This is a genomic window from Shimia sp. CNT1-13L.2 (assembly GCF_024331145.1).
Taxonomy (GTDB): Bacteria; Pseudomonadota; Alphaproteobacteria; order Rhodobacterales; family Rhodobacteraceae; genus Shimia.
The window spans coordinates 114570-138086 of the sequence record NZ_JANDJO010000009.1 but is presented as its reverse complement, the minus strand read 5'-3'; the positions used below and the strand labels follow the sequence as shown (position 1 = coordinate 138086).

At 55.9% G+C, this 23517-nt stretch carries 13 protein-coding genes; 7 read left to right on the top strand and 6 right to left on the bottom strand.

The features are described from left to right. The first annotated feature begins 322 nt into the window (after positions 1 to 322). On the top strand, positions 323 to 1462 hold the full coding sequence (locus tag NNA36_RS16695; RefSeq protein WP_255109092.1) for an alkene reductase: 1140 nt from the start codon (positions 323 to 325) through the stop codon (positions 1460 to 1462). A gap of 264 nt (positions 1463 to 1726) precedes the next feature. Here the strand turns inward: NNA36_RS16695 and NNA36_RS16690 are convergent, their stop codons facing one another. Beyond that, the gene (locus tag NNA36_RS16690) at positions 1727 to 6961 is read right to left on the bottom strand and encodes a cadherin-like domain-containing protein (RefSeq protein WP_255109090.1); all 5235 of its coding nucleotides are present in this window, start codon (positions 6959 to 6961) and stop codon (positions 1727 to 1729) included. A 339-nt stretch (positions 6962 to 7300) separates the two neighbouring features. Here NNA36_RS16690 and NNA36_RS16685 point away from each other — a divergent pair, with 339 nt between their 5' ends. The 4 genes from NNA36_RS16685 (at position 7301) to NNA36_RS16670 (ending at position 15026) form a co-directional block, all read left to right on the top strand. After that, positions 7301 to 8224, top strand: coding sequence for a murein L,D-transpeptidase catalytic domain family protein (locus NNA36_RS16685; protein WP_255109088.1), 924 nt, complete (start codon positions 7301 to 7303; stop codon positions 8222 to 8224). Between the two features lie 134 nt (positions 8225 to 8358). Beyond that, on the top strand, positions 8359 to 8811 hold the full coding sequence (locus tag NNA36_RS16680) for a hypothetical protein (RefSeq protein ID WP_255109086.1): 453 nt from the start codon (positions 8359 to 8361) through the stop codon (positions 8809 to 8811). Between the two features lie 108 nt (positions 8812 to 8919). After that, the gene (locus NNA36_RS16675; RefSeq protein WP_255109084.1) at positions 8920 to 10788 is read left to right on the top strand and encodes a glycosyltransferase family 2 protein; all 1869 of its coding nucleotides are present in this window, start codon (positions 8920 to 8922) and stop codon (positions 10786 to 10788) included. Between the two features lie 122 nt (positions 10789 to 10910). Continuing rightward, entirely contained in the window at positions 10911 to 15026 is a 4116-nt protein-coding gene (locus NNA36_RS16670; RefSeq protein ID WP_255109082.1) for a glycosyltransferase family 2 protein, read from the top strand. 61 nt (positions 15027 to 15087) lie between these two features. Here the strand turns inward: NNA36_RS16670 and NNA36_RS16665 are convergent, their stop codons facing one another. Both NNA36_RS16665 and NNA36_RS16660 read right to left on the bottom strand, forming a co-directional pair. After that, the gene (locus tag NNA36_RS16665; protein ID WP_255109081.1) at positions 15088 to 16656 is read right to left on the bottom strand and encodes a glycosyltransferase; all 1569 of its coding nucleotides are present in this window, start codon (positions 16654 to 16656) and stop codon (positions 15088 to 15090) included. Positions 16657 to 16670: 14 nt separating this feature from the next. Then, complete coding sequence (locus NNA36_RS16660; protein WP_255109080.1) at positions 16671 to 17819, bottom strand: sulfotransferase family protein; 1149 nt, start codon at positions 17817 to 17819, stop codon at positions 16671 to 16673. A gap of 673 nt (positions 17820 to 18492) precedes the next feature. Here NNA36_RS16660 and NNA36_RS16655 point away from each other — a divergent pair. After that, on the top strand, positions 18493 to 19185 hold the full coding sequence (locus NNA36_RS16655) for a sulfotransferase family 2 domain-containing protein (RefSeq protein WP_255109078.1): 693 nt from the start codon (positions 18493 to 18495) through the stop codon (positions 19183 to 19185). Then, positions 19182 to 19904, top strand: a complete 723-nt coding sequence (locus NNA36_RS16650) for a sulfotransferase (protein WP_255109076.1) — start codon at positions 19182 to 19184, stop codon at positions 19902 to 19904. Before NNA36_RS16655 ends, NNA36_RS16650 begins: the two co-directional genes overlap by 4 nt. Positions 19905 to 19923: 19 nt before the next feature. Here the strand turns inward: NNA36_RS16650 and NNA36_RS16645 are convergent, their stop codons facing one another. The 3 genes from NNA36_RS16645 to NNA36_RS16635 all read right to left on the bottom strand — a co-directional run bounded on the left by NNA36_RS16645 (position 19924) and on the right by NNA36_RS16635 (position 23276). After that, on the bottom strand, positions 19924 to 20571 hold the full coding sequence (locus tag NNA36_RS16645) for a sulfotransferase family 2 domain-containing protein (RefSeq protein WP_255109074.1): 648 nt from the start codon (positions 20569 to 20571) through the stop codon (positions 19924 to 19926). A 143-nt stretch (positions 20572 to 20714) separates the two neighbouring features. After that, a complete protein-coding gene (locus NNA36_RS16640; protein ID WP_255109072.1) occupies positions 20715 to 21737 on the bottom strand; it encodes a DUF2793 domain-containing protein in 1023 nt (340 codons plus the stop codon). A gap of 81 nt (positions 21738 to 21818) precedes the next feature. Next, on the bottom strand, positions 21819 to 23276 hold the full coding sequence (locus NNA36_RS16635; protein WP_255109070.1) for a mannose-1-phosphate guanylyltransferase/mannose-6-phosphate isomerase: 1458 nt from the start codon (positions 23274 to 23276) through the stop codon (positions 21819 to 21821). Positions 23277 to 23517 lie beyond the last annotated feature (241 nt).

Sequence of the window (23517 nt, the reverse complement as noted above, 5' to 3'; positions counted from 1 at the left end):
ACGAGATGATCACCCACAAGCTGACCCTCGATCAGATCAACGAAGGCTTCGACCTGATGCACGAAGGCAAATCCATCCGCGCGGTGGTTGAATTCTGATGGAGGTTCTTTCCAAACCGATACTATTTGGCGGCGGGCAAATCGTCGCCAACCCTTCATCGGATGTATGCGGGCGTGACATGAACTTTGCCGCCTATCTGCCACCCGCTGCCAAGACAGAACCCTGTGCCTGAAATTCAAAACTGCTTTGCCGCTTTACCTGTGGAAAGCGTGCCCGTGCATTTTTACCTCTTTTGACAATCACACGCCGAGGAAAGACCTAGATGACACGCAAGATTTTCTCTCCCTATGAATTGGGAAAACTCAAGCTGGCCAACCGCATTGCGATGGCCCCCATGACCCGTTCTCGTACTTCTCAGCCAGGTGATGTCCCCAATGAGATCATGGCGACGTATTACAGCCAGCGCGCGAATGCGGGCCTGATCGTGTCTGAGGGTACTCCGATCTCCGCCGTAGGGCGCGGGTATTCCCTGACGCCGGGGATTTATACGCCGGAACACATCGCGGGCTGGCGTAAAACAACGGATGCGGTTCATCAGGCCGGAAGCGCGATGTTTGTTCAGCTTTGGCATGTGGGGCGTCGCAGTCACTCGGTCATTTCGGGTGAAACTCCGGTTTCAGCGTCGGCGCTGAAAGACCCTGACAAGGTGTTCGGTCCAAGGCCGGATGGCGAATACGACATGATCGAAACCGAAACCCCGCGCGCTATGACCCTGGAGGATATTCAAAACACGATTGCCGACTATGTCCAAGCTGCACACAACGCGATTGAGGCTGGATTTGATGGCGTGGAAATCCACGCTGCGCATGGCTACTTGCTGGAGTCTTTTTTGCGTCTGGCCAGCAACCAGCGTGACGACGATTATGGCGGCAGCCAGGAGAATCGCATGCGGTTCCTGTTGGAGGTTCTCAGCGCCGTCAGCGATGCCATCGGTGCACATCGAGTGGCGGTTCGCCTGTCGCCCTTCGTCATTGAAGGGTTTGCAGATCCGGATCCTGAAATTGTCGAGATCACTCTGAAGATCCTCGAAAAACTGTCGCCCATGGGGCTTGCCTATGTGCACTTCTCGGAGCACATCTCGCGTTTTGAGACGGTGCCAGAGAGTTTCCGTATCGCGGCGCGCGCCGCGTATCCAAACCCAATCATGGTCGCTGGTAAGCTAACTTTGGAAGGTGCCGAAGACCTGCTTGAAAAAGGGTATGCGGATATGGTCGCCTTTGGTACGCCTTATGTGACGAATCCGGACCTGGTGCAGCGGTTCAAGAACGGTTGGCCGCTCACGGATTTCGATGCGGATGCGCGACTGACGCTCTACGGCGGGGGCAGCGAGGGATACACTGACTATGCGCCTTACGACCCGTCGGTATCAGAGCGTTCCGGGGCACCGGAGCTGGTTGGGTGAGAAGGTGTGAGGCAAGTTTCATTGCCTTTCTTGTCAAATAACCAATGAAACTTGGTCGCGCATTTTTGCGGCCGAGTTTCGAGTTGGAGCCGCGCAACATAGTAGGTAGCTAAGCTCAAAACTTCAGTGTTGGTGAAAACTAGCTACCGTTTCTGACACACTCGAACAGCTTCCAATCCTGGGGCATGAGAGGTTTTGTTCATTGGCTATTTCGCGACTCCACCGTTGCGCTCCAGGTCATATTGGGCATTCCGGGCTGTCGGTTTACCATGAAAGCACATCTGTATTTTCTTCGGCGCCTCCGACTGTCTCGTCCAGTCCGGCGATGGTCAGCGAAACAGTGGCGGTGTCCGTGCTGCCCTGTCCGTCCGAGACCGTATAGGTGAAGCTGTCTCCGAGGAAATCGCCGGCGGCAAGCGCCTGTAGAGTAGAGGCCGCGGTGGGATCGTAGACCACGTTGCCATCCGCATCGAGAGACAGGGCCGCGCCATGGGTCGAGGTAGCCTCCACCGACAGGATCACCAGCGTATCCCCATCGGCGTCCGTATCGTTGCCAAGCAGGTCTGCCGCGTCAATTGTCGTGACCTGATCCTCATGGGCAAGGGCCGAGGTTGCAGGGGAGCCATCCGCATTGAATATCCGCGCGCGGATGCCGTGGCCGTCGGTGTCTTCGGTTCGGTCGGTTGAGTGCCACGAGATTACAAACTGGCCGTTGTCCAGCGCGGTGACATTGGGTGTATACTGATTGTTCGTGGTAACTTCGTTGACCTGGAACTCACCGACAGCCTCAGTTCCATCTGCGTTCAAAACACGGGCGCGAATACCAAAGCCCTCTGTATCTTCCGCTAGATCGTCCGAAAACCATGTGACCACGAACTGACCATTTGAGAGAGTGGCGGTCGACCCAAAATACTGATTGCCATTTGATACCTCATTGACCTGAAACTCACCTACGGCTTCGCTGCCATCCGCGTTGAAGATGCGCGCCCGAACGCCATAACCGGATGTATCTTCGGTTTGGTCAAGCGAGTGCCAGATGACCGCAAATTGCCCGTTTTCCAGTGCCGTGATCGTTGGGTAAGTTTGGTGGTTTGTTAGTTCACTGTTGACCTGAAATTCAGTCACGGCTTCGCTGCCATCCGCATTGAACACCCGGGCGCGAATACCATTGCCACTTGGATCTTCGGTCAGATCGCTGGAATTCCAGGCAACAACAAACTGTCCGTTGCTGAGAGACACGACGTGTGGATAGAGTTGGCTGCCGGTGTGGGTGGAGTTGACTTGGAACTCGCTTACCACCTCACTGCCATTCGCATTGAAAATGCGGGCACGAATTCCATACCCATCTGTGTCTTCGGTCTGGTCGAGAGACCACCACGCCACCACGAACAGGCCTTCGGAGAGGGCCGCGATACTGGTAGCAGCCTGTCCATTTTGCAGAACTTCGTTTACTTGGAATTCGTCGCCGGCTGGGGTGCCATCGGCATCAAAAACACGCGCGCGTACGCCAGTAGACGACGTATCTTCGGTCTGGTCATACGAATGCCATGTCACCACGAACTGACCTGTGCTTAGAACCGTGATACTTGGATGGGATTGAGAATTTTGAGTGATTTCGTTGACCAGAAACTCGCTAACAACCTCGCTGCCGTTCGAATTCAGGATACGCGCGCGGATACCCGTACTTGAGGCATCTTCTGTCTGGTCATTTGATTGCCAGGCAACTACGAACATGTCGTTGCTAAGATTGGCGGTAACAGGCTCAGACTGATGTCCCGCCGTGACCTCGTTCACTTGGAACTCGGGAATAGTCAGTGTCCCCCCCAACGTGTCATCTTCGGCCACAGGGCCGGTGTTTTCGTCGAGGCCGGAGACGGCAATTGTCACCGTTGCGGTATTCGTGCCGCCGTTGCCGTCGGAGACCGTATAGGTGAACGTGTCTTCCAGAAACGCCCCGTCGGCCAGCGCCTGAATAGCGGCGGCGGTTGTGGGGTCGTAGATCAGGTTGCCATCCGCATCCAGCGTCACCGTCGCGCCGTTGGCGGAAGTGGCGTCGACCGCAGAGATCGTCAGGGAATGGCCGTCGGGGTCGCTGTCGTTGGCCAGCAAGTCCGTGGCCGCGATTTGCGTGACGGTATCTTCGTCCGTATAGGCCGGATCGGTTGTGGCATCCGGGCCTTCAAGGCTGTCGTCGGCTGCGATTGGATCGCCGTTCTTTCCAGACACGGTGATGGTGACGGTGGCCGTGTCGCTGCCTCCGTTGCCGTCCGAAATGGTGTAGGTGAAGGTGTCATCCAGCCGATCTCCGAGCACCAGCGCCTGAATGATCGAAGAGGACGTCGGATCGTAAACCACGTTGCCATCGGCATCGAGCGTCACCGTCGCACCGTTGGCACTTGTGGATTGAACCGAGGTGATCACCAAGGTGTCGCCGTCGGCATCGGTGTCATTGGCAAGAAGTTCAGAAGCCAAGATGACAACGGGCGCGTCGGCGGTGGCCCTGCTGTCGCTGACGGGGGTGCCATCGGCGTTGAAAATCCGTGCGCGGATGCCGTCTCCCGAGGTGTCTTCTATGCCATCCCCTGACATCCAGGCCACTGCAAATTGGCCATTGTCCAAGGCCGTTATGGTTGGCATCAACTGAAAGTCTGCAAATACCTCATTGATCTGGAATTCGCTGACGGATTCACTGCCGTCGGAATTGAAAATGCGCCCGCGAATCCCTGTCTGTGAATTATCCTCGCCTTCATCCGACTGCCAAACGACCGCGAAGCGCCCGTCGGCTAGGGTGGTGACACTTGGCTCGTATTGGCTGGCAAACGTGACCTCGTTGACCTGAAACTCTGGCACGGCCTCGCTGCCATCCGCATTGAAAATGCGTGCGCGAATTCCGGGACCGGAGGTGTCTTCCAGACCATCACTAGAGGTCCAAACGACTACGAACCGTCCGTTCTCCAGTGCAGAAATGACTGTACTAACTTGAAAGCCATTTGTGACGGTATTGACCTGGAATTCGCTGACGGCTTCGGTTCCGTCGGCGTCGAAAATGCGAGCTCTGACACCAGAACGATCTGCATCCTCGGGGGGGTGAATAGAACTCCATGTTACCACAAACTGACCAGTGGAAAGAGCAGTTACATTTGGTGACCGATGATCGCTTGCCGATACTGTGTCTACCTGGAATTCGCTGACGGCCTCGCTTCCATCCGAGTTAAATATGCGCGCCTGAATGCTTTTTGATTCCCAGGGGGAGAACCCCTCCCGCGTCAACCAGGTTACGACGAATTGCCCATTGCCAATGGCTGCCATCGATGGCTGCGTCTGCTCATCTTGTGTAAATTCGTTCACCAAAAATTCGGGGACAAATTCATTTCCATCTGCATCAAAAATACGAGCGCGAATTCCCGAATAATCCGGGTCGTCAACGCCGTCGTTGGAATACCATGCGGCGACAAAGTGGCCGTTTTCAAGTGTGGTGATGCTTGGGTACACCTGTGATTCTGCAGTTACACTGTTCACCAAGAAGTCACTGACAACCTCATTCCCATCTGGCCCGAAAATCCGCGCCCGGATGCCTGAGCTACTCTCATCTTCTTGCCTGTCGAGCGACCACCATGTGACCACGAAATTTCCATTGTCCAGAGCTGTGATACTTGGATCTCTTTGAGTTCTAAGTGTCACCTCGTTTACCTGAAACTCTGGGATCGGATCGCCCACTAACCGATCATCCTGCGCTACCGGGCGGGCCACGATCTCGTATCCGCCGAAGTGGGCGGCGGTGAATTTTTCGGACTTGCGGTTTTCGATGCGAAGCAAAGTGGTGTCGGCCGTCCCGTCGCCGTCGAAATCTGCGCGCAGCAAGGTGTCTGCGCCGTCCTGTTCAAGCGACAAAAGGGCCGCGAAAGGATTGCTGATGCCATCCCAGTGGGCGGTGATATCGGCCAGTGGTCCGAGATCGATGGTGTCCTTTTTCAGGTTGAAGTCGAGAACGCGCTGTTCGCCTGCGTTTGCGGTATCGGTGAAAGCTAGGCGGATGACATCCTCGCCCAGACCAAGGTTCAGGGCACTTGTTCCCCCCTGCACGACGATGGTGTCGGACCCGTTGCCGGCTTCGATCTGGTTCAGGGTGCCGCCGGAAATTTCGATCAGGTCATTGCCGAGGCCAGCTTTGGCGGTGTCATTGCCAGAGCCGATCCGGATTGTATCCTGCCCCAGGCCCGCCTCGATCAGGTTGTTGCCGCTGGATGTGATGATCAGGTCATGGCCATCCAGCGTCCTGACAGTATCGTCGCCATCCCCGGCCAGAACCGTGTCTGCGCCGCCCTTGTTCACATCCTTGTAGATGTCATCGCCGTCCCCGAGCTCCGCGTAGTCGAAACCTGTGCCGCCGAGAACCGAGTCGTTGCCGTTGCCGGCATAAAGGCTGTCTTTGCCAGCATTTCCTTCAAGGGTGTCGTCGGCGCTTCCTCCGTAGAGCGTGTCGCTGCCTGTATTGCCGATCAGGCTGACCGCCATGGTTGAAGCCGATGCGTCGATCAGATCGTTGTATTTGCCGCCGTCGACCGTGTCGCCGGCCCGTCCGGCATATGCGGCATCCAACAGATAGGTGTCGTTGCCTTTGCCCAGATTGACGAGATCTTCGCCCGTACCAGTCACCGTGTCCGCGCCGCCACCCGCATTGATCTTGTCGGCGCCCAACCCACCGTTGATCACGTCCAGACCATCGCCGCCGAAAATCGTATCCTTGAAAAGACCGCCTGTGATCGTGTCGCTACCTGTGCCGCCAGACAAGAAGTTGGCACCTGCGGTGGCACTTAGCAAATCGTCATGCGCCTGCCCGAGGATTGTATCGCGCCCGTTACCACCCAGGATCGTGTCGCCGCCATCGCCACCATCGAGTTTGTCATGCCCACCTAGGCCCGAGATCCAATCCTTGCCCAGTCCGCCAAGGATCGTGTCCGACCCCTGGGTGCCGGTGATCGAGTCTGCGAGGCTTGTGACTATTCCGGGGATGGTGCCGAGGTCGATGGCTGTATTCGGGGAAACTGCCCCGTCAGGGATCGCGCTCAGATCGGTGACACGGTTCAGCTTGGAGAGGTCACCGGTGTGGGTCAGAGCCGTTGCCCCCTGTCCGCCAATCCGGAAGAAATGCACCCGGCCGAGAGGGTCTGCGGCGCTTGGGTCTTGTTCGAGGATCAGGAAGTCGGTGAAATTTCCGGATGTATAGGTCATCCGGCCCGCGCGCACGGTCCAGCCTGCTGTCGAGGCGGGTGCGAGATCAATGGCGTCCGTGCCGACATGCAGATTGTGCAGCGTGCCGACGGCTGCTCCCAGCTGAATGGCCTCTGGAAGATGCGGTGTCGCACTGCTTGACAGGGGGGTGTAGGACAACATGAAGTCTTCGGAGACCGTGAGCTTCAGGGAGGTTGCCTGCCAGTCGCTTGCATTGCCGAGGGCGTCAAGCGCCCAGGATCCGCCGACCAAAGTAAATGTTGTCATCCTGAAATCCCTTTGGAAAAAATAGGGTTTAGCACTGAAAATGAGCTTTAACGCACCGACGGTATTTGGTGGCGGAACCTGTGTCAAAGGAAAGATCATCGGGGGAAACATGCACTTGTCCGATTGTGTCGGCGTGGTGTGACGCAAGAGCCGACCTGAAATCCTGACCGTGAGGTGGCAGCAGGTGGAACATGGCCGACGCGGGTGCATCGCAGTTTGCGGAGTTGGGAATCTGTGGCTATTCTTGATGATGGAATGGTTCTGCAGGAGGTGTGTGGCTTGCCTAGAAAGACGCTCCGGTACGTGTTGATTGGGTTGTGGTGGGGCATGATCGTGGTCATGTCACCAGCGTGGGCGAACCAGCCATCCGATGACATTCCAAAGTGGTTGCAGCGTCATGTCGGAACGGAAGACGGGAAGATCGCGCCTGTGGTTCTTGAGAGGGCGCGGGCTTTGCACCAGAGGAAAACGGCGGAAGGCACGACACGAAACTCCTGTTATTTCGCAAAGGATGCCACGCGGCCCAGCACCGGGCCGGACGGTAAACCGGGGCGGCGCTTCTACATCATCTGCGAAGGGCGAAAATCGTTCCGCGCGGTGTCATCGGGGTATGGCAACGGGCGCAAGTTGCCGCGTGCGAATTTCGCAAACGGGCGCGAGTGCGCGCAGCATTTCAGCAACGCCGAAGGGTCGAAGCTGAGTGCGGGGGGCGCCTATATGACGGCCGAGACCCGGACATCGTTCAAAGGGTTCCTGAAGCAATCGGGCAAGCGTATTCCGTTTTACCGGACCTTCCTTTTGTTTGATGGCGAAGGCGAGATCAGCAATGCGCGCGAGCGGGCGATCGGCGGGCATCAGGCAGTGTTTCTCAAGTGGCAGTGTCGTTACAAGAACGCGAGCAGTCGCCATGCGGACACTGCCGGTTTTGTGCCGTTCGGACGGTTGGTGGATTACACCAGCGGGCGCAGCAATGGCTGTACGACGTGGTCGGAAGAGGTGTCACGAGAGATCATCGCGATGGTCGAAGGCAATCCGACAAGCCTGTATTTCTATCCCGAGTCGGGGGATATCGAGGCGGTGGCGCGCGCCGTGAAGAAAGGCAAATCGCCGGCGCAGTCCGGTACTTACTGGAATGCCCAGTGCCTGAACGAAATCGGCGCGCCAAAGTTCTGGCACAAGAAGAAACTTCAGCCCATTATCAACCAGTGGCGTCGTTCGTTGCCGAAACATCCTCCAAGAGAGCTTCCAATCTGTCGATCCTAGCGTGAGGCGGGTTTCGTTTTGTGCCTTTCCCGAGTAATTTGGCTCCGTGATGCTGGGACACGCGGGTTGGCTTGGACAGAGGAACACGCGGGGCTGAGCTCACAAGATTTCGGGCTACTTTTTGCGGATCACTAATGGCAGCGTCTTACATTATCCATACGCCGGAAAACGTGAAATTCGTGCGAATATCCGGCACCACGAATTACCGGGAGCTCGAGGCGCTTTTCTACGAATATGTGCGTGATCCGGAATTTCGACCGGATATGCGCATCTTGGCGGACCTGCGAGAGATGACCGATGCCGTTGCGGGGCTGCTGGAAATTCTCAGGCTCAAGAAACTTTACCAATACGCATATCGCGATGCGGTGGGGGCGGTTGATGTCGTGATCGTTGCCAAGAAGGGCATTGCCTACCGCGCCGCCCGGACCTTCAAGCTGTTCATGTTCGACAGGAAACCGTTGAACATTCTGATTACCCAAGATCTTGGTCATGCTCAGGAGATTCTTGGGCTGAGCAGCTACATGCTGGCGCAAATGCAGCAAGAGACGGCTGCCACCAAGGCCCCTACGCTCAAACTTGTCCCCTAGGGTTGCGCGACTTGTCGCTGTTAGTAGCTGAAGATGGCTTGATGCTTGACCTGTGGGGCAAAGGGCGGTTCAAGCAGGGCAAGATTACTAAGATTGCGGAGGCCGGCAATGCGCCCCCCTGAAACGATTGGTTCGCCGAAGGTTTCGGTGATTGTTCCCATTTACAACGTGGCCGATCACATCGGCCCCTGCATTCAATCGCTTCAGGATCAGTTGTTTACCGATTTCGAGGCGATCCTGATTGATGACGGATCGACCGACGGTAGTGGCGACATTGCACGTTCGTTGGTGTCCGAGGACCCCCGGTTCCAGATCCATCAACAGGCCAATGCCGGTCTGTCTGCGGCGCGCAATGCCGGGCTGGAACATGCCCGCGGGCAATATGTCAGCTTTATCGACAGTGATGATCGGGTTGCACCGGGCTTTCTTGAACGGATGGTTGAGACGCTTGAGCAGACCGAGGCGGACTGGGTCAGTTGTGCGGTGTCGTTCTGTTTCCCGGATGGTCGTACGGAATTGCACTCGGCCACTCATGGCGCGCCGGACATCGACATGTTGCAACCGCGCCGCCAGTCGTTGGAAGACTGGAATGACGTGGTTCGGCTTTATCCATCGGCGTGGAACAAGCTCTACCGGCGCGACCTGATCGAGGGTCTGCGCTTTGATGAGGGGCTGTATTTCGAGGATCATCCTTTCTACTACCGGTATGCCAAGCGCACGGATCACATCGTCTTGCTGCCAGAGCCCCTGTACCTTCATACCCGTGGGCGCGAGGGGCAAATCACGCGCGAGGAATCAGAAAGGGTTTTCGAACAGTTTCGCATTCTCGAGCTGATGCGCGAGGTGATGTTTGACTCGGACAAGGCCAACGCGCAGGAGGCGTTTTCCGCCATTGCAACACGGGTGACGTTCGAGCGGAGTCTGGTGCTGCATGACCGTCAATTGCGGCAGAGGTTCATCAATCATTCCCGTGCCCTGATCGGGGATGGGGCGTCTGATGAACTTGGCGTCGGGGCCTCATGGATGAGTGTACTGCGTGGTGAAATTCCGGTGACGGTGGTTGTGCCGACGGATGGCAACCCCGGTCCTTTGCGCGAGACGCTGAAGTCGCTTGCTGTGCAGGCGATGGGTGAGGCCGAGGTTCTCGTGGTGCTGGATGATGGCGCCGAGCATATGCGCCAGTCGGTGTTCGAATGCGCGGCACCGTTTGCAAATGCGTCGGTTCTGACTGGGAACGGAGCGCCGGGTGTTGCACCTGCACGCAACCGGGGGCTGGATGCGGCGCGGGGCGATGCGATCGTGTTCCTTGATGCCGGTGATACCCTGCCACCTGCGGCGTTGGGCACCTGGCACAACCGGCTGGTCAAGGCGAATGCCCGTGTCGGCATGGCGGTCATGCTGATGGGGGGCGCGCCGGATGCACCGCACTCGGGACTGCATGATCCCGTAGTGGCAACCGAGATGTTCCTGGATGAAGACGGGTTCGAGCCAGCGGGAGATGAGGGTGTCTATCTTCACGCACATCCTTCGGCGAAGATCTTTGACCGGGTGTTCCTTCAGAATCGGAAAATCCGCTTTCAGATCGAGCCGCTGGCCTCTTGGTACATGATCATCGAGGCATTGGCGCACGCCGATCGTGCCGTCTACATCTCGAAACAGAGGGCCCGTATTGCCAATCGAGGTGAAACACGCCGTTTCTGGCGTCGTCCCGAAACCGTCGATACTCTTGTCTGGGCCTTGGAGCGGTTGTCACATGCCGCGGTGCGAGAGCCGTTGACGCCGCAGCAGAAAACCCGGCTTTTCGTGCGGGCCGTCTGGGAGAAGATCAACTTTGCCGACTTCCCAAACCCAGAGGACAAACAAGCCTTTGCCAATGCAGCCAAGGCGCACCTAGAAACGCTGGATACCAGTGAATTGTCGCTTGATCCCTATGTCGGAGACCATTTGAAAGGCATCCTTGGCCTTGGGGAAAATTAGTTTCAACCCACGCGGGAGTAGCGCCGCACTTCATTGGACAAACCATTAAAAACCCTTCAAAGAAGGTATGTAGTTTCCCAGTGACGCAATTGATTCAGCTACCGAATTAGCAGGAGCTTAGTATGCTTAATTTCCGATCTCTCGGAGGCGCCGAATTTAAATACGCGGTTGATTTTTCGGATGTGGATTTTGCCAACATTTCGTTTTTCGACCGCACGAAGAAGCAGATCATCTTTCACTTGTCACTGCGCAAGGCCAAGAACCTTGCCGTGGTGAATGCCAAGCGTAATGGCGAATGGCAGGGAGAGATCAGCAAGCCTTTGGAGATGGGGGATCGGCTTGACGATGTCGCCATCCGTTTTGACGGCGAGACCGTGGCGGTTCAGATCGAAGGCAACGAGCTTTTCCGGTTCCAGGAAGATTTTGCAGGTCTTGAAAGCGTTCAGCACATCAATTTTTCCGGTGGGCTGGATAAATCGAGCTTTGTGATTGAAGGCGCGGCCAACCAGAACCGCGAGGGCGAAGGCCGCATCGACCTTGGCCAGGGGCTTGATGTCTATGGGTGGGGTGTGGATACCGCCCTGACGCAACAGTCGGTGATTGTCGAGGTGGAGGGGCTCAAGGAGCCGATCCTGTTCCACGCCAGCGAAATGCCGGAGATCGCCAAGAAATATGACATCGAGCCGGACGCGAAGGTTGGCATCGTTGCCCAACTTCCGGGGCGGATTTGGGAGGCCAGCAAGGCTGCGGATTCCGTAAAGCTCAAGGTGACAAGCAATGGCGCGGTCTGTGGCCAGCCGCTTCTGCTTGAAAAATCCGAGGTTGCAAAACGTATCGACGAGATCGCTGCGCGGGGACACCTTGCATCGGAGACTTTCAACCTGCTGCTTGCGCTGGAACATGTGAAGTTCGGCGATCTCTGGAGCAAACTGGCGAAGAAAACCCAGGAAGTTCTGCTCCAGACGGCTAGCGATCATGGGTTGGACGAATATCTCGAATTGCCGGAAGCCGATCAGCCGAAGTTTGTTCCGGCCGTCAAGACGCCGGATACCCTGCTGCTGCAGAAGGCGCGCAAGATGTTTGGGTCGCGACTGATGTCAGGCAAAAGCCCTGATGCAATTACCGCATTCAATGAGGTCGCTGGCAAGCTACCGTTGACGACCCAAATGTATCGCGCATTCATGCTGGCCGTGACCGACGAGTTTTGCTGTTCCGACCAGTTTGAGGATCTGTACCGCCAGGCGGCGACGCGCGGCGCACAGACCTTTGAGACAAGCAAGAACGCGTGGCACAACTCGGTTATCCTGCCTTACCTTGGCATGGAAGGCCGGTTGGACGAGGTCACAAGCGCGCTTTGGTCACTGAGCGATGCGGCCGGAAGTGGGTGGATCGCCACGCCTGCGGTGGGTTGGACCATTCGGAAAGTTGTCAGCGATAGTGATGGTCCTGCAACCGACAAGTCGCGCGACAACGTTATTTATGCGTTCAAGGGGCTGCTGGAGAAGCGGAATAACCACTATTGGTCGCGTTTGCGTTGCAACGAACTGATCAAGACGATCGTGTTCCTGATCACGTCGCGCGACAAGTTCGCCGATTACCTGTGTCGCGATATCGAGAAGTTCGCGGTTCGAAACTTTGGCCTCTCGCGCATATTCTGGACAGTTCTTGATGAGGCCCTGGAGGCAAAAGGCATCGAAGCAGGCCCGACTTTGCGTTTCGCAAAAGGCCAGTTCGAGATCGTGCGTGCCGGTGTGGGTGGTGACGTTGATGGTTTGGAAGAGGCGATTGCCTTTTTTGAGTCCATGGAGAACCCGGAAGCCAGCCGTTTCCGGCTTGAGCTGCTGGGTCCGAGCGGCCTTCCCAAGAAAGTCGCTGAAGAGCCGGTGGAAAATGCCATGCTGGACGGCCTGTTGCTGCGTGGACAGGATACCGAAAGCGCCCTGCTGCGCGGACTGGCGTTCCCGGGTTTCCAAAAGAACGCCTCGCCTCAGGAAGCGGAAATTGTCCGACGCGCGATCCGCAAACGCCATAAGGACACACCACATGCGTTGCTTTACGAGCAGCAGGTTTCCTATGGACAGGGCGCTCTGGCATTTCTGACGGCGATTGCCAAAGGGGATCTTGTCGGTGACAGCGAAGCGGCCGAAGACCGGTTGCAGGACCTGCTAACGCAGCTCAACATCCTGTCATCGGGACGCAGCGATTTCCTTGGCTTGGGATTGATGATTGCGTTGTTCGACGGATTGATCCGCCTTGAAGAAGAGGCGCTGGCGACAGTAGCCCTTGCCCAGTTGAATCTTTTGTGCGCGCAGACGCCAAGCGATCAGAAGAACAACCTGTTCGCGCAACCCGCGATCTATTCTGCGCTAAGGTCCCTGTCACAAACGGCCGCGCGGATGAACAACGAGCTGGCACTCGTGGGTCTGTCGTTGTTCCCCAGATTCTCGGTACCGGAAGAAGTTGAACGGGTCGTGGACAAGGAGCTCGACTTTGGGGCAATCACACCCTTGTTCGATACGATCGTCGTTGTGTTCTCGTGTGTACCCTATCTCTCGAAGCGCATTGATCCGATGCGTGAGGGCTGGCTTGGCAAGCTGAAGGCGCTGGGCATTCCCTATATCGTGGTGGTCGGGGATGGTGATGGCCGCCGGGAAGGCGACATCGTGTATCTGGATGCGCCAGATAACTATGAGGGCTTGCCGCAGAAGACCCTGAAGTCTGTTGAATGGGTCTACGAGAACACCGACTTTGCCTTCATGCTCAAGATCGATGATGACTGCTTCATCAACGTGGACGAGTATTTCCAAAGTCTCAGCTATCGGAAATTCGACTATTACGGCCGCCGGCTTCTGCGTCACAAGGGGCAGACTGACCGGGTTTGGCACTTCTCGAAGTCGGAATCCGAACGTGGCCGCAAGGAACTTGATAAGTCACCCGAACCGTCGGAATACGCGGATGGCGGCAGCGGGTATTCCCTTAGTCGCCGAGCGATGGGCGAGATTCTCAAAACCATGCAAACGACGGAAGGTCAGGGCCTGATCTCTGTCAGCTTCATGGAAGACAAGATGATCGGCGATCTTCTCGCGCTGTCCAACATCAAGGTCAGTGAAGAAGACTACTATGTGACGATCCAGCGGCGCACCTATGGTGCCGCAACGCCGGTCTCGCTGTGGCAGAACGCGTTCTTTGCAGGGCCTCTGTCGCCGGCCAAGCAGGTCCACATGGATACACACGTCGTACAGCTTGAGGCGATGGACCGGCTGAAGGTACCACAGCTCTATCCCCGCAAGATCTGGCCGACGTTTGCGCCCGTGAAACTTGGATACGAGAGCAATCTGCTTGAACTGGTAAGCAGCGATGAGAAGCTTGAGTCACTGAACAAGGAAGACGTGGCGGTTGTGGCCTGTGTGCGCAACGAGAAGTTCATGCTTCCGGAGTTCCTTGCGCATTATCGCAAACTTGGTGTGAAAGCCTTTTTGATTTCGGACAACACGTCGGACGATGGCACGCTGGAATATCTCCTGGAACAGCCGGACGTGGCCGTCTTCTCGGTCGACAGTTCCTACAACAACTCGCAGTACGGCGTGACATGGCAGATGGCGATCCTTGCAAACCTGCGGGTTGGTCGCTGGTCGCTGGTGGCGGATGCCGACGAACTGCTGGTTTACAAGGGATGGGAGAAAACCTCTCTGCCCAAGCTTCTTGCATCCAAGCAGTTCGAGGACGTGGACGCGGTACGTCTCTACATGCTGGACATGTACCCCAAGGGCGAGCTGAGCAGTGTCACGCTGGAAAGCGGGGATCCGTTTTCGGAAGCCGATCAGGTCGACAAGGAACCCTTCCTGCGGAATATGGCGGCACGTGGCCCATTCTCGGACAGCAAGACGGTGACCAGCGCCCTGCGCCACAGGTTGCTGCCGGATTCCAAGCCGGAACTGTTCACCGCGCAGAAATATGCGCTGTTGAAGTACAAGCCCTGGATGCGGCCTTCTGCGGGTCTTCACTATGTGGCGGATCTGAAGGTGGCCGAGATGGAAATGATCTTTGCCCACTTCAAATACAACGCTCAGTTCCGGGCCAAGGCCGAGGCGGAGGTCGCGCGCGGACAGCACTTCAACGATGCAGAAGAGTACCGCAAGTATCTGGCGCTGGTCTCGGAAGGCCGGGAAGTTGTCTATGATCCCAAGGTGTCGATCCACTGGCGCGATTGTGCCGAGGTCAAGCGCATCCTTGACTAATAATCCAAATGAAAAGGCTCCGGAACCCCGGAGCCTTTTATGCATCAATCCTGAAGCATGATCAGCTGGCGACAGCTGCGGCTTTCTTGGATGGTTTTGCCTTTGGTTCGGCCGAAGGCAGATATGCGATTGGACGCGCCTTCGTGTCATAAACCTTGTGCAACTCGTCGAGGTGTTCAGCCATGGAATGCGGCGCCATAGCGTTCTTCCAGTAGTCCTCGGTCGAAACCTTGCCATCGAGGATAGCGCCGATCTTTTTGGCGAAATCGGTTGTGCTACCGTTTTTGAAAACCATGTTCTTGCAATTGCCAAGCTCCTGCGCACCGCCGAGATCAGAGGTGAGCAATGGAATGTGGCGGGCATGCATTTCAATGGCAACCTGCGGGAGGTTGTCTTCCCAGAGAACGGGGATCACACCAAGATCCGCCTCTTCCAGGATCGTGTCGAGTTGCTCGTGGGTATAGCCATCGGCAAACAACAAGGAGGCAAAGCGTTCGCTAAGCGCGGTAATGCGGTCCATGGTTGGCTGGTCGATGAGGCGCGACGCGATCACGACATGGATGCGCTCGGCAAGCTCTTGAGGGAGGGCTTCCAGCGCTTCCAGAAGGAAGAAGAACCCTTTGTCGCGACGCATGTAGCCCAGATAGGCAATGGTCAGGCTGCCATCCGGCTTTACGATCGATGGTTTCGGATGTGTGTGCTCGAACTTTTCAGCATGGCGGGTGCCGATATAGCTGGTCTGGATCAGGGCGGGAGCAATGCCGAACTTGGCCGCCACTTCGCCCACGCGGTCAGAAACGCACAAAACGGAATCGCAATAGGTGTTGATGGTCTTGACCATTTGCGCGCGCCGCCGCGTGTACTTGCGATGGCTCATCTCGATGCGCTTGAGAAGCTTGTTCGAGCCTTCCTTCTTGGGGGTGGGTTTCTGGCCCTTCTTGAAGAGCCTGTTCGATACGCGCACTGCTTTGCCTGCCAAGCGCATTGACGGGCCGAAACCGCGGTCAAACAGACGAGACCCGGGGCGGATACCGCGCTTTTTGAGGTTGAAAGCCACGGCATTGGCGAGACGAACAATACGTTCATCATGATGATGCGGCAGGCAGGTTTCGCACTTTTTCCCACTGTCGAAATCGAGGCAGTTTTCTCGTTCCTGGAACCAGAGGTTTACCTGCGGGCAGAGCGGGTAGTAGTTGTGAAGCGAGAAGATAACCCGAGTTTCCGGCCAATGCTCCTTGATCTTCAGGGCAGATGCCGGGAGGCCTTCGAGGTTGTTGAAATGAACAACATCAAACGGGCCTTTTTTGCGAATGAAGTCGAAGAAGGCTTCGGTGGTTTCCTCTTCGTCGAGTTGAACCTCGTGACCAAAGGAATGGTGAGCTGGTGAAAGCACGCCAGAGTTCACGATCTCAAACCGGCGGCGCCGGTTTTCGGTCGGGCCGTGCTTGACCCGCTCCCAGCGCGGCTTGTTGTTGAACAGGTCGTATGAGATGCCAGACGAGATGAAGTAGCACTCGCGCTCTTCCTCGGCGTTCAGTTCGTGAATCACGTTCTTCTGATAGACGCTGACGCCGCCGCCCCGTTTTTCATCGTCCAGGTAGTCGACCCAGTTGTAGAAGAGAATTTTCATGGATCCAAAACCACCTATTTCAATTTCTGTTCAAGTTCTTCGATACGTTTTTCCAGTGCGGAAAAATTCGACCGATTAATGCGTTGGCGCAAGTGAAGGAACTCGGAAAAAACAAAGCCAAGCATAAGGTCCTGATCGACCTGTTGCTGTGATGCCGGTTGGGGCAGGTTCTGCATGAAGGCTTCGGTGTTGATATGGCTGCCAGACTGGGTCTCAAGCCATTCCAGACCTTGGCGGGCACGCACGCGTGCTTCGGTCATACCTTCGCCACGTCGCACGATCTGGCGGTCCTGCATGTCGATGTAATCAAGGGCCTGCTTGCGCACGGCGTTGATCGTGTTCTTGCCCAGCTCCATGTTCTGCATCAGGCGAACAAGCTCGACGACACGATCATCCATGCGAGGGTTCGGGTCTTTCTCGATCTTCAACAGATCGGGCGGCAGGTTTGTTCCCAAGTATTCGACGAAGTCTTCGTGCAGGGCAGCGGGGTTGGCCGGGTCTTTGACATAAGGACGGATGCTGACGTTTTCGGCGCCCAGCATCTCGATCCAGGGACCAAGAGCGCGTTCATAGTTGTAGTGGATTTCCTCAATGTCGCCATTTACCGCGCGGTTGATGTCGGCAACGCGGAAGCGCATCTTGATCAACTGATTGTACCAGGAATGCAGGTGTGCCCCGGGTTCGCGCAGGTAGGCGACGGCCTTGACCTTGATACCTTCAGGCCGGTTCTCAAGAATTTTCTGGAGCGCCTCCCGGGCTCGCGGGAACTGGCCGATCCGCATGAATTCTTCCGAACTGATCAGGACATTCGGCTGTTCGGATTCGAGTACGGCCTTGAACAGATCGCCCCACATTTTTTCAGGTTTGGTGGGATCGCTGTAGTCATACATCAACTTGCCTACGCCCGCTGCGCGCAGCAGCGAAAATGCGAAGGCCGAGTGTTTCGAGTTGTGCATCCAGACGTCGGGATAATCTACGCCTGCCTTTGAAAGGAATTCCAAATGTTGATGAAAGAAAACCTGAAGGGCTGTGGTGCCGGTTTTGTAATGGCCTATGTGGAGGATCAGGGTCTTGGACATTTCTTCCGCCAGTAAAGTAAATATTGCTATCGCCCTTTGGGCGCATCCCTTCTGTGCCGCATTCAAGGTGCGCTGGTCAAGCAATCTGCTGGTTCGCGTTAAGGATCAGTGGCGTTCGATGCGGCGATGCAGCAATTTGACGCGTAAATCGCTCGAAAACCCTTGGTAGGTGACGCTAATTCGGCACAATCCAAGCGGGTGCTGGGCTATTGGCTCCGAAACATTTGCTTTCGTCCGACCGGCAAGTTACCACACATTCAAAAGATCAAAGACCGCCTAGAGATGATCGACAAGCACAGGTCAGGTAGACCAATGATTGAGAAACCTTGGTTGATCCACACGCTTCGCCGTGGAGGCGCGTCTCTCACCGCGTCGCTCTCGAAATTCTCAAAATTCAAGACGGTCGGAAACCATATGTGTTCGGAGTCCTGTTCGATTGGACGAAACCCTAGCTCATTGCGCAACCGGCAGATCCAACAGCCATGGAGTTTTCGCGAAGACCGTTGCTTCGGCGATATGCCGATAGGGGCAACGGAGACTGCGATTTCGATGGATTGTGAGCAAGAGATGGATGCGTCGGATGAACGGTCGCAGGCACTATCGGAACATGATGGAAGCCAGTTTTTCTTACCCCCACCATTCGTTGAAACCTATAAAGAAGCTATGCTACGAACTCGAACATTGTGCGCTTATGCTCGCAATACGTTCAAGCCGCTTCCCTATGGGTTGAGAGGCTAATTTACATGAGGACATATCCATGCTGATAGGTGTCGAAAAGCGTTTTGTATTCATTGCCAACTCGAAAACGGCTTCGACGTCGATCGAAAGAGCACTTATTCCCGAAGCAGAAATCCATCGCGGAGGGCCGGATCGTGGAAAGCACATTTTGCTTCGCCAGGCCGTGCGGCAATATGATTTCCTGTTTGCCCAAAAAAAATACGCCCCCGAGACCTTCTTCAAATTTGGCGTAATGCGAGATCCAGTTGACTGGATTCAATCGTGGTATCGGTACCGGGTTGGAAACAAGGTGAGCAATCCTCTGCCGGAAGGGACCACCTTTGAGGAGTTTTGGCGCAAACGGGTCAATCGCTCGATAAAGAGAAACCAGAAACCTCAGCAACGGGACTTTTTCACGCGGCTGAACGGTGATCTCCTCGCCGACTATATCATCCCATACCATGAGTTGGCAGATCACTTTAACCTGCTTGCATCGGAACTGGATTTTGCGACGAAGTTGCCCAAGACAAACGTCAGCAAGGTAAAAAACCTGGAGAACGCGCCGTCCGACGCACTTGTCGAGGAAATTCGAGACTACTATTCGGAAGACTATGAGCTTTTCAACCGTCTGGAAGAGATCAACAAGGCGGGATTGGAGCATCTAAAACGGACGCGTGTCGCGAAAGTCAAACAACCCGCCAAAGCCGAACCTGAGGAGGCACTTGAAGAATGAAATCTCAGAAGTCTGGAAATGTTCTAGGTCTCAACGACCTTGAGGGCTACGTGTTCATCGTGACCTACGGCAGGTCGGGATCGACGCTGCTTCAGAACATGCTGAATGCAATTCCAGGTTATCAGATCCGTGGTGAAAACAACGATGCGCTGTTTCACCTCGTGAAGTCTTGGGCTTCAATCGTGGATTCCGAGCCGTTGCGCGGGCTGCGCAATGCAGGAAAGGAAACGAACCAGACCCATCCGTGGTTTGGGGGCGAAAACATCTTTCCGGACGTCTATGGTGCAAGTCTTGCCGACACCTTTGTGAAAACAGTTCTTCAACCCGATGAAGGTGTTCGGGTTTCTGGATTCAAGGAAATCCGGTTTCACCTGCATCCCGCGTTCTTTCCGCGGTATCTCAACTTTATGCATGCCTACTTTCCAAACGCCCGTTTCGTGATCAACACGCGCGATCACAAGGCGGTTGCAAAGTCCGGGTGGTGGGCGTCGCGGTCGTTTGAAAATGTCGACAAAATTCTCAATTTGGCGGAAACCACATTCGAGAAGTATCGCGAAGCCAATCCTGATCGCTGCATTCACCTCCACTATGATGACTACGTCAAGGATGTGCAGGCATTCAGACCCCTGTTTGAGTTTCTAGGGGAAACCTTCGACGAAAAGGTTGCTCTTGAAGTTATGGGGCAGCGTTTGGAACATATGAGAGGCGAGGGCAAATAAGCCCTTGCCGGAAAAACCCTCAGAAGAACTCGCCAAAGATCTCGTAGTCTTTTGCGTAGAAGGTTTTTAGCTTTTCGATCTGGCCATCGGTGAGGTCGTCGACCTTGAACTTGGGACCACCGGTCTGGCTGCGACCAAGGTTGAGTTCGGCACCAAGACGTTCGCTCATGTCGCTTACGAACTGCTTGATATCATGTAACGGGTAAATCTTGGCAAAGTAGTTTGGATCATCACCAAGAATATCCACGATCGGCCGGGTGTGGTGAGAAATAGAAGGATGGGCCTGTCTGTAGTCGTCGAATTTCTCAATGAACAGGTCGAGATCGGGATTGGGAGCGAGGTCGAGTTTTTTCAGGTTGGCACCGGCAGCACTCTTGGACAGTTCCTTGTGATGCACAACCCGGTTGCCAAAGGCCGATAGAAGCCGCTGGATCGGGTCACGGACCAGCGTCACGCGGTGGAAATCAGCAATGCGTTTCTCGGGGAAGTTTTCGCGCAGAAGCCCTTTGTAAGCCACATTGTGAATGAAAATTTGCCTACCATTCACCTTGAAGGGCCGAAATTCAAAGCCGTTTTCGAACTCAAAGAACATGCGCCTCAGCGATGTGCAGGCGACTTTGGGTACGGATGCATAAAATACTTTTTGATCGTCAAGAGTAACGCTCATGGCAGCTGTCCTTAAATACTTGGGTTAATCAACTGGTCGCAAATGGTGGATTGTTTGTCCAGACAGTTCTTTGTCACATTTCTGCAAACGCAAAATGGCCAAGCTCCGGTACAAATGATGGGCAAATTGGATCGAAACTTCCGTTAGAAAAGGTCGTGCCACGTTGTGCCGTCGTAGCAGCGCAACTTTGTGGATGTGGAATCAAAGTAGATGTCGCCAGTGGACGGGGTGCTTGGGCCGTTGCCCGGTTCGATCCGCAGGATGTCCTTGATGTGCACAGCGGGTTTGTTCGCGGATACGCCAATTGTCATGGTGCCGTTTGCGGCAAGGCGGGCGTATTCCGTTGCGTCGACTTCGAAGGCGATAAAGCTTTGGGTGCTGCTGGAGTTATCGTTGTTGTCGGAACTCAGAACCATGCCGCGGGCAGATGCAATAGTTGATGCCTCACCGCTCCAGTTCTGCAATCGAAACGTGACCGGGCTGCCCGCATCATTGTGCGTAATCGTCAACGGAAAGCTGGAGTTGGCAGAACCGATCCCGACAAAACCTGTGGCGTGATCGACGCTGATCGAGGTTGCCCAGTCTGATCCGTTGGGAGAGGTCTTGACCACGAAATCGTCAGACCCTGACAAGCCGAACTCTACGCGGCCGGACCAGTTGGTCTGGAACAAAAGGCTGGCGGTGTCGCTGCTGGATGCCTTGTTGATCTTGAGCTGATGATCGGTGCCCTCATGGGTCAGAAGCGTTGCCGCCGATTTGACTGACAGGCGGTTCGTCAGGTCGGCAGTGGTGTTGATGCCGATTGAAGGAAGGTTGTCGGTTTCCCAGGATGGGCGTTCCCAAGCACCGCTGTGCCAGACGCGGAATGTTGAATCCGCCTTGTTCCAGGCCAGCCAGCCTTCGAGGGGCGGCAGGAAGTGCCAGGCGGTGTCGCGCCAGAAAGCCAGCTCGAAGTCATGACCGGCCCAGGCACCACCCGCGCCGACCCCCAGGGCATAGACCGCATTGGACTGTGGCACACCCGGCGGTGTGGTGGCTTCGATCTCTGCCAGAGTGAGTTGAACGATGCCGTCCAGCATGCGGATGGCCTCGTTGTGGGTCACGTGTTTCTGGGCTTGGGACGGCTGAATATAGGGCAGGCCAAGAATGGGCGAGGTTTCGGACATGTCATTCACCATGAGCAGGGAGATTTGCCCCAACCCTGACCGTGAATTGGTGAAGAAATTGCCGCTGGAGCGAACGGTGGATTAACCGTCGCGGTGCTTTTTGCGCTCGTAAAGGTCTTCGTAGCGCACGATGTCGTCTTCGCCGAGATAGGCGCCGGTCTGCACTTCGATCAGGACCATCGGCACCTTGCCGGGGTTTTCCATGCGATGAACGGCTCCGAGTGGGATGTAGACGGATTCATTCTCGCTCACGAGGCTGACCTTATCGTCACAGGTCACGCGCGCGGTGCCTTCGACCACGATCCAATGTTCGGAGCGGTGCATGTGGCTCTGCAGGGAGAGGGCGGCCCCGGGTTTGACAACGATCCGCTTGACCTGAAAGCGGTCCGAAAGCGCAAGGGTTTCGAAGTGGCCCCATGGGCGATGATCCATTGCAAAGCTTTCGGCCTGTTTTGCGCCCTTGGCCTTGAGGGCCGTGACCGCCTTTTTGACGTCCTGTGCGCGCGACATATCCGCGACAAGGACGGCATCCGGCATGGCAACGACAAGGGTGTTTTCAAGGCCGATACCGACGAGTTCGAGATCTTGGGCTTCGGAGCGCAGCAGGGAGTCATAACAGTCGATCGACGTCACAGGGCCAGACGTGACCGAGCCATTTCCGTCGGGTGTATCTTCCCGCATGACCGCTTCCCAACTGCCAAGGTCGGACCATCCGCCGCTGAAGGGGACAACCGAAAGGTCGGTTGCCTTCTCCATCACGGCATAGTCGATGGAGATGTCTTTGACGTCTTCCCAAGTACCGGGATCAAGCCGTAGGAAACCCAGATCGCACTCGGCCTGGTCGATCGAGCGGGCGACGGGATCGAGGAGTGCCGGGGCGTGCTTTTTGAAGGCCGCGATGATGTCTGCTGCGGCAAACAGGAAGATGCCCGCGTTCCAGAGGTAGTTGCCCTTTTCGAGCATCTGGCTTGCGGTTTCCACGTCTGGTTTTTCGACAAAGCAGGCAAGCGGGATCGCGGTGCCCGAGCCGTTGGGCGTTTGGGTGAGTTCCAGATAGCCATAACCGGTTTCCGGTCGATCGGGGGTTATGCCAAAGGTCACGAGACGCCCTTCTTCGCGGACTGCGCGCAGGCCCTCGGTGACGGCATCGTGAAAGCCGGCAACATCGGGCACGACGTGATCGGACGGGGCGACCAGCAGGATGGCATCGGGGTCACTGGCCTGCAGGTGCAAGGCGGCCGCCAGGATGGCGGGGGCGGTATTGCGCCCTTCGGGTTCGATCAGAACCGGCCCCGGGTCGATGCCGATCTCGATCAATTGCTCGCTTACCACAAAGCGAAAGTCGGCGTTGGTCAGGACAAGGGGGCGGTCGAACAGATCACCCTGCATGCGGGCGGCACAGGACTGGAACAAGGTTTGTTCACCCGTCAGTTGCACAAATTGCTTGGGGTAGCTTTTACGGGAGAGAGGCCAAAGACGGGTGCCGGAGCCGCCGCACAGGATAACTGGGGTAATCTTGGTGGTTTGGCGCTCAGTCATTGGGGTGTCCCGGTAAATTCTTATCATTCAATAATTTCGATCCGGGCACAAAAGGCAACCCGTGGAGAATAGGCATAGTGAATTGTTTAGATTGGTATTGTGCAACGTTTCTGACAGTGGAGGAAGTACCGGCGTATTCGGTTGGCTCAATGAGGTGGACCGAGCGAAATTCGAGTCTGTCTTCCCCAATGAATTTTCCGTGATCTCGGCCGATTTGTCCGGAAACTATTACTTGAGAAAA

Coding starts and splice junctions, on each gene's coding strand:
- NNA36_RS16695 (WP_255109092.1), top strand. CDS start 323: ATGACACGCAAGATTTTCTCTCCCTATGAATTGGGAAAACTCAAGCTG.
- NNA36_RS16690 (WP_255109090.1), bottom strand. CDS start 6,961: ATGACAACATTTACTTTGGTCGGCGGATCCTGGGCGCTTGACGCCCTC.
- NNA36_RS16685 (WP_255109088.1), top strand. CDS start 7,301: ATGTCACCAGCGTGGGCGAACCAGCCATCCGATGACATTCCAAAGTGG.
- NNA36_RS16680 (WP_255109086.1), top strand. CDS start 8,359: ATGGCAGCGTCTTACATTATCCATACGCCGGAAAACGTGAAATTCGTG.
- NNA36_RS16675 (WP_255109084.1), top strand. CDS start 8,920: ATGCGCCCCCCTGAAACGATTGGTTCGCCGAAGGTTTCGGTGATTGTT.
- NNA36_RS16670 (WP_255109082.1), top strand. CDS start 10,911: ATGCTTAATTTCCGATCTCTCGGAGGCGCCGAATTTAAATACGCGGTT.
- NNA36_RS16665 (WP_255109081.1), bottom strand. CDS start 16,656: ATGAAAATTCTCTTCTACAACTGGGTCGACTACCTGGACGATGAAAAA.
- NNA36_RS16655 (WP_255109078.1), top strand. CDS start 18,493: ATGCTGATAGGTGTCGAAAAGCGTTTTGTATTCATTGCCAACTCGAAA.
- NNA36_RS16650 (WP_255109076.1), top strand. CDS start 19,182: ATGAAATCTCAGAAGTCTGGAAATGTTCTAGGTCTCAACGACCTTGAG.
- NNA36_RS16645 (WP_255109074.1), bottom strand. CDS start 20,571: ATGAGCGTTACTCTTGACGATCAAAAAGTATTTTATGCATCCGTACCC.
- NNA36_RS16640 (WP_255109072.1), bottom strand. CDS start 21,737: ATGTCCGAAACCTCGCCCATTCTTGGCCTGCCCTATATTCAGCCGTCC.
- NNA36_RS16635 (WP_255109070.1), bottom strand. CDS start 23,276: ATGACTGAGCGCCAAACCACCAAGATTACCCCAGTTATCCTGTGCGGC.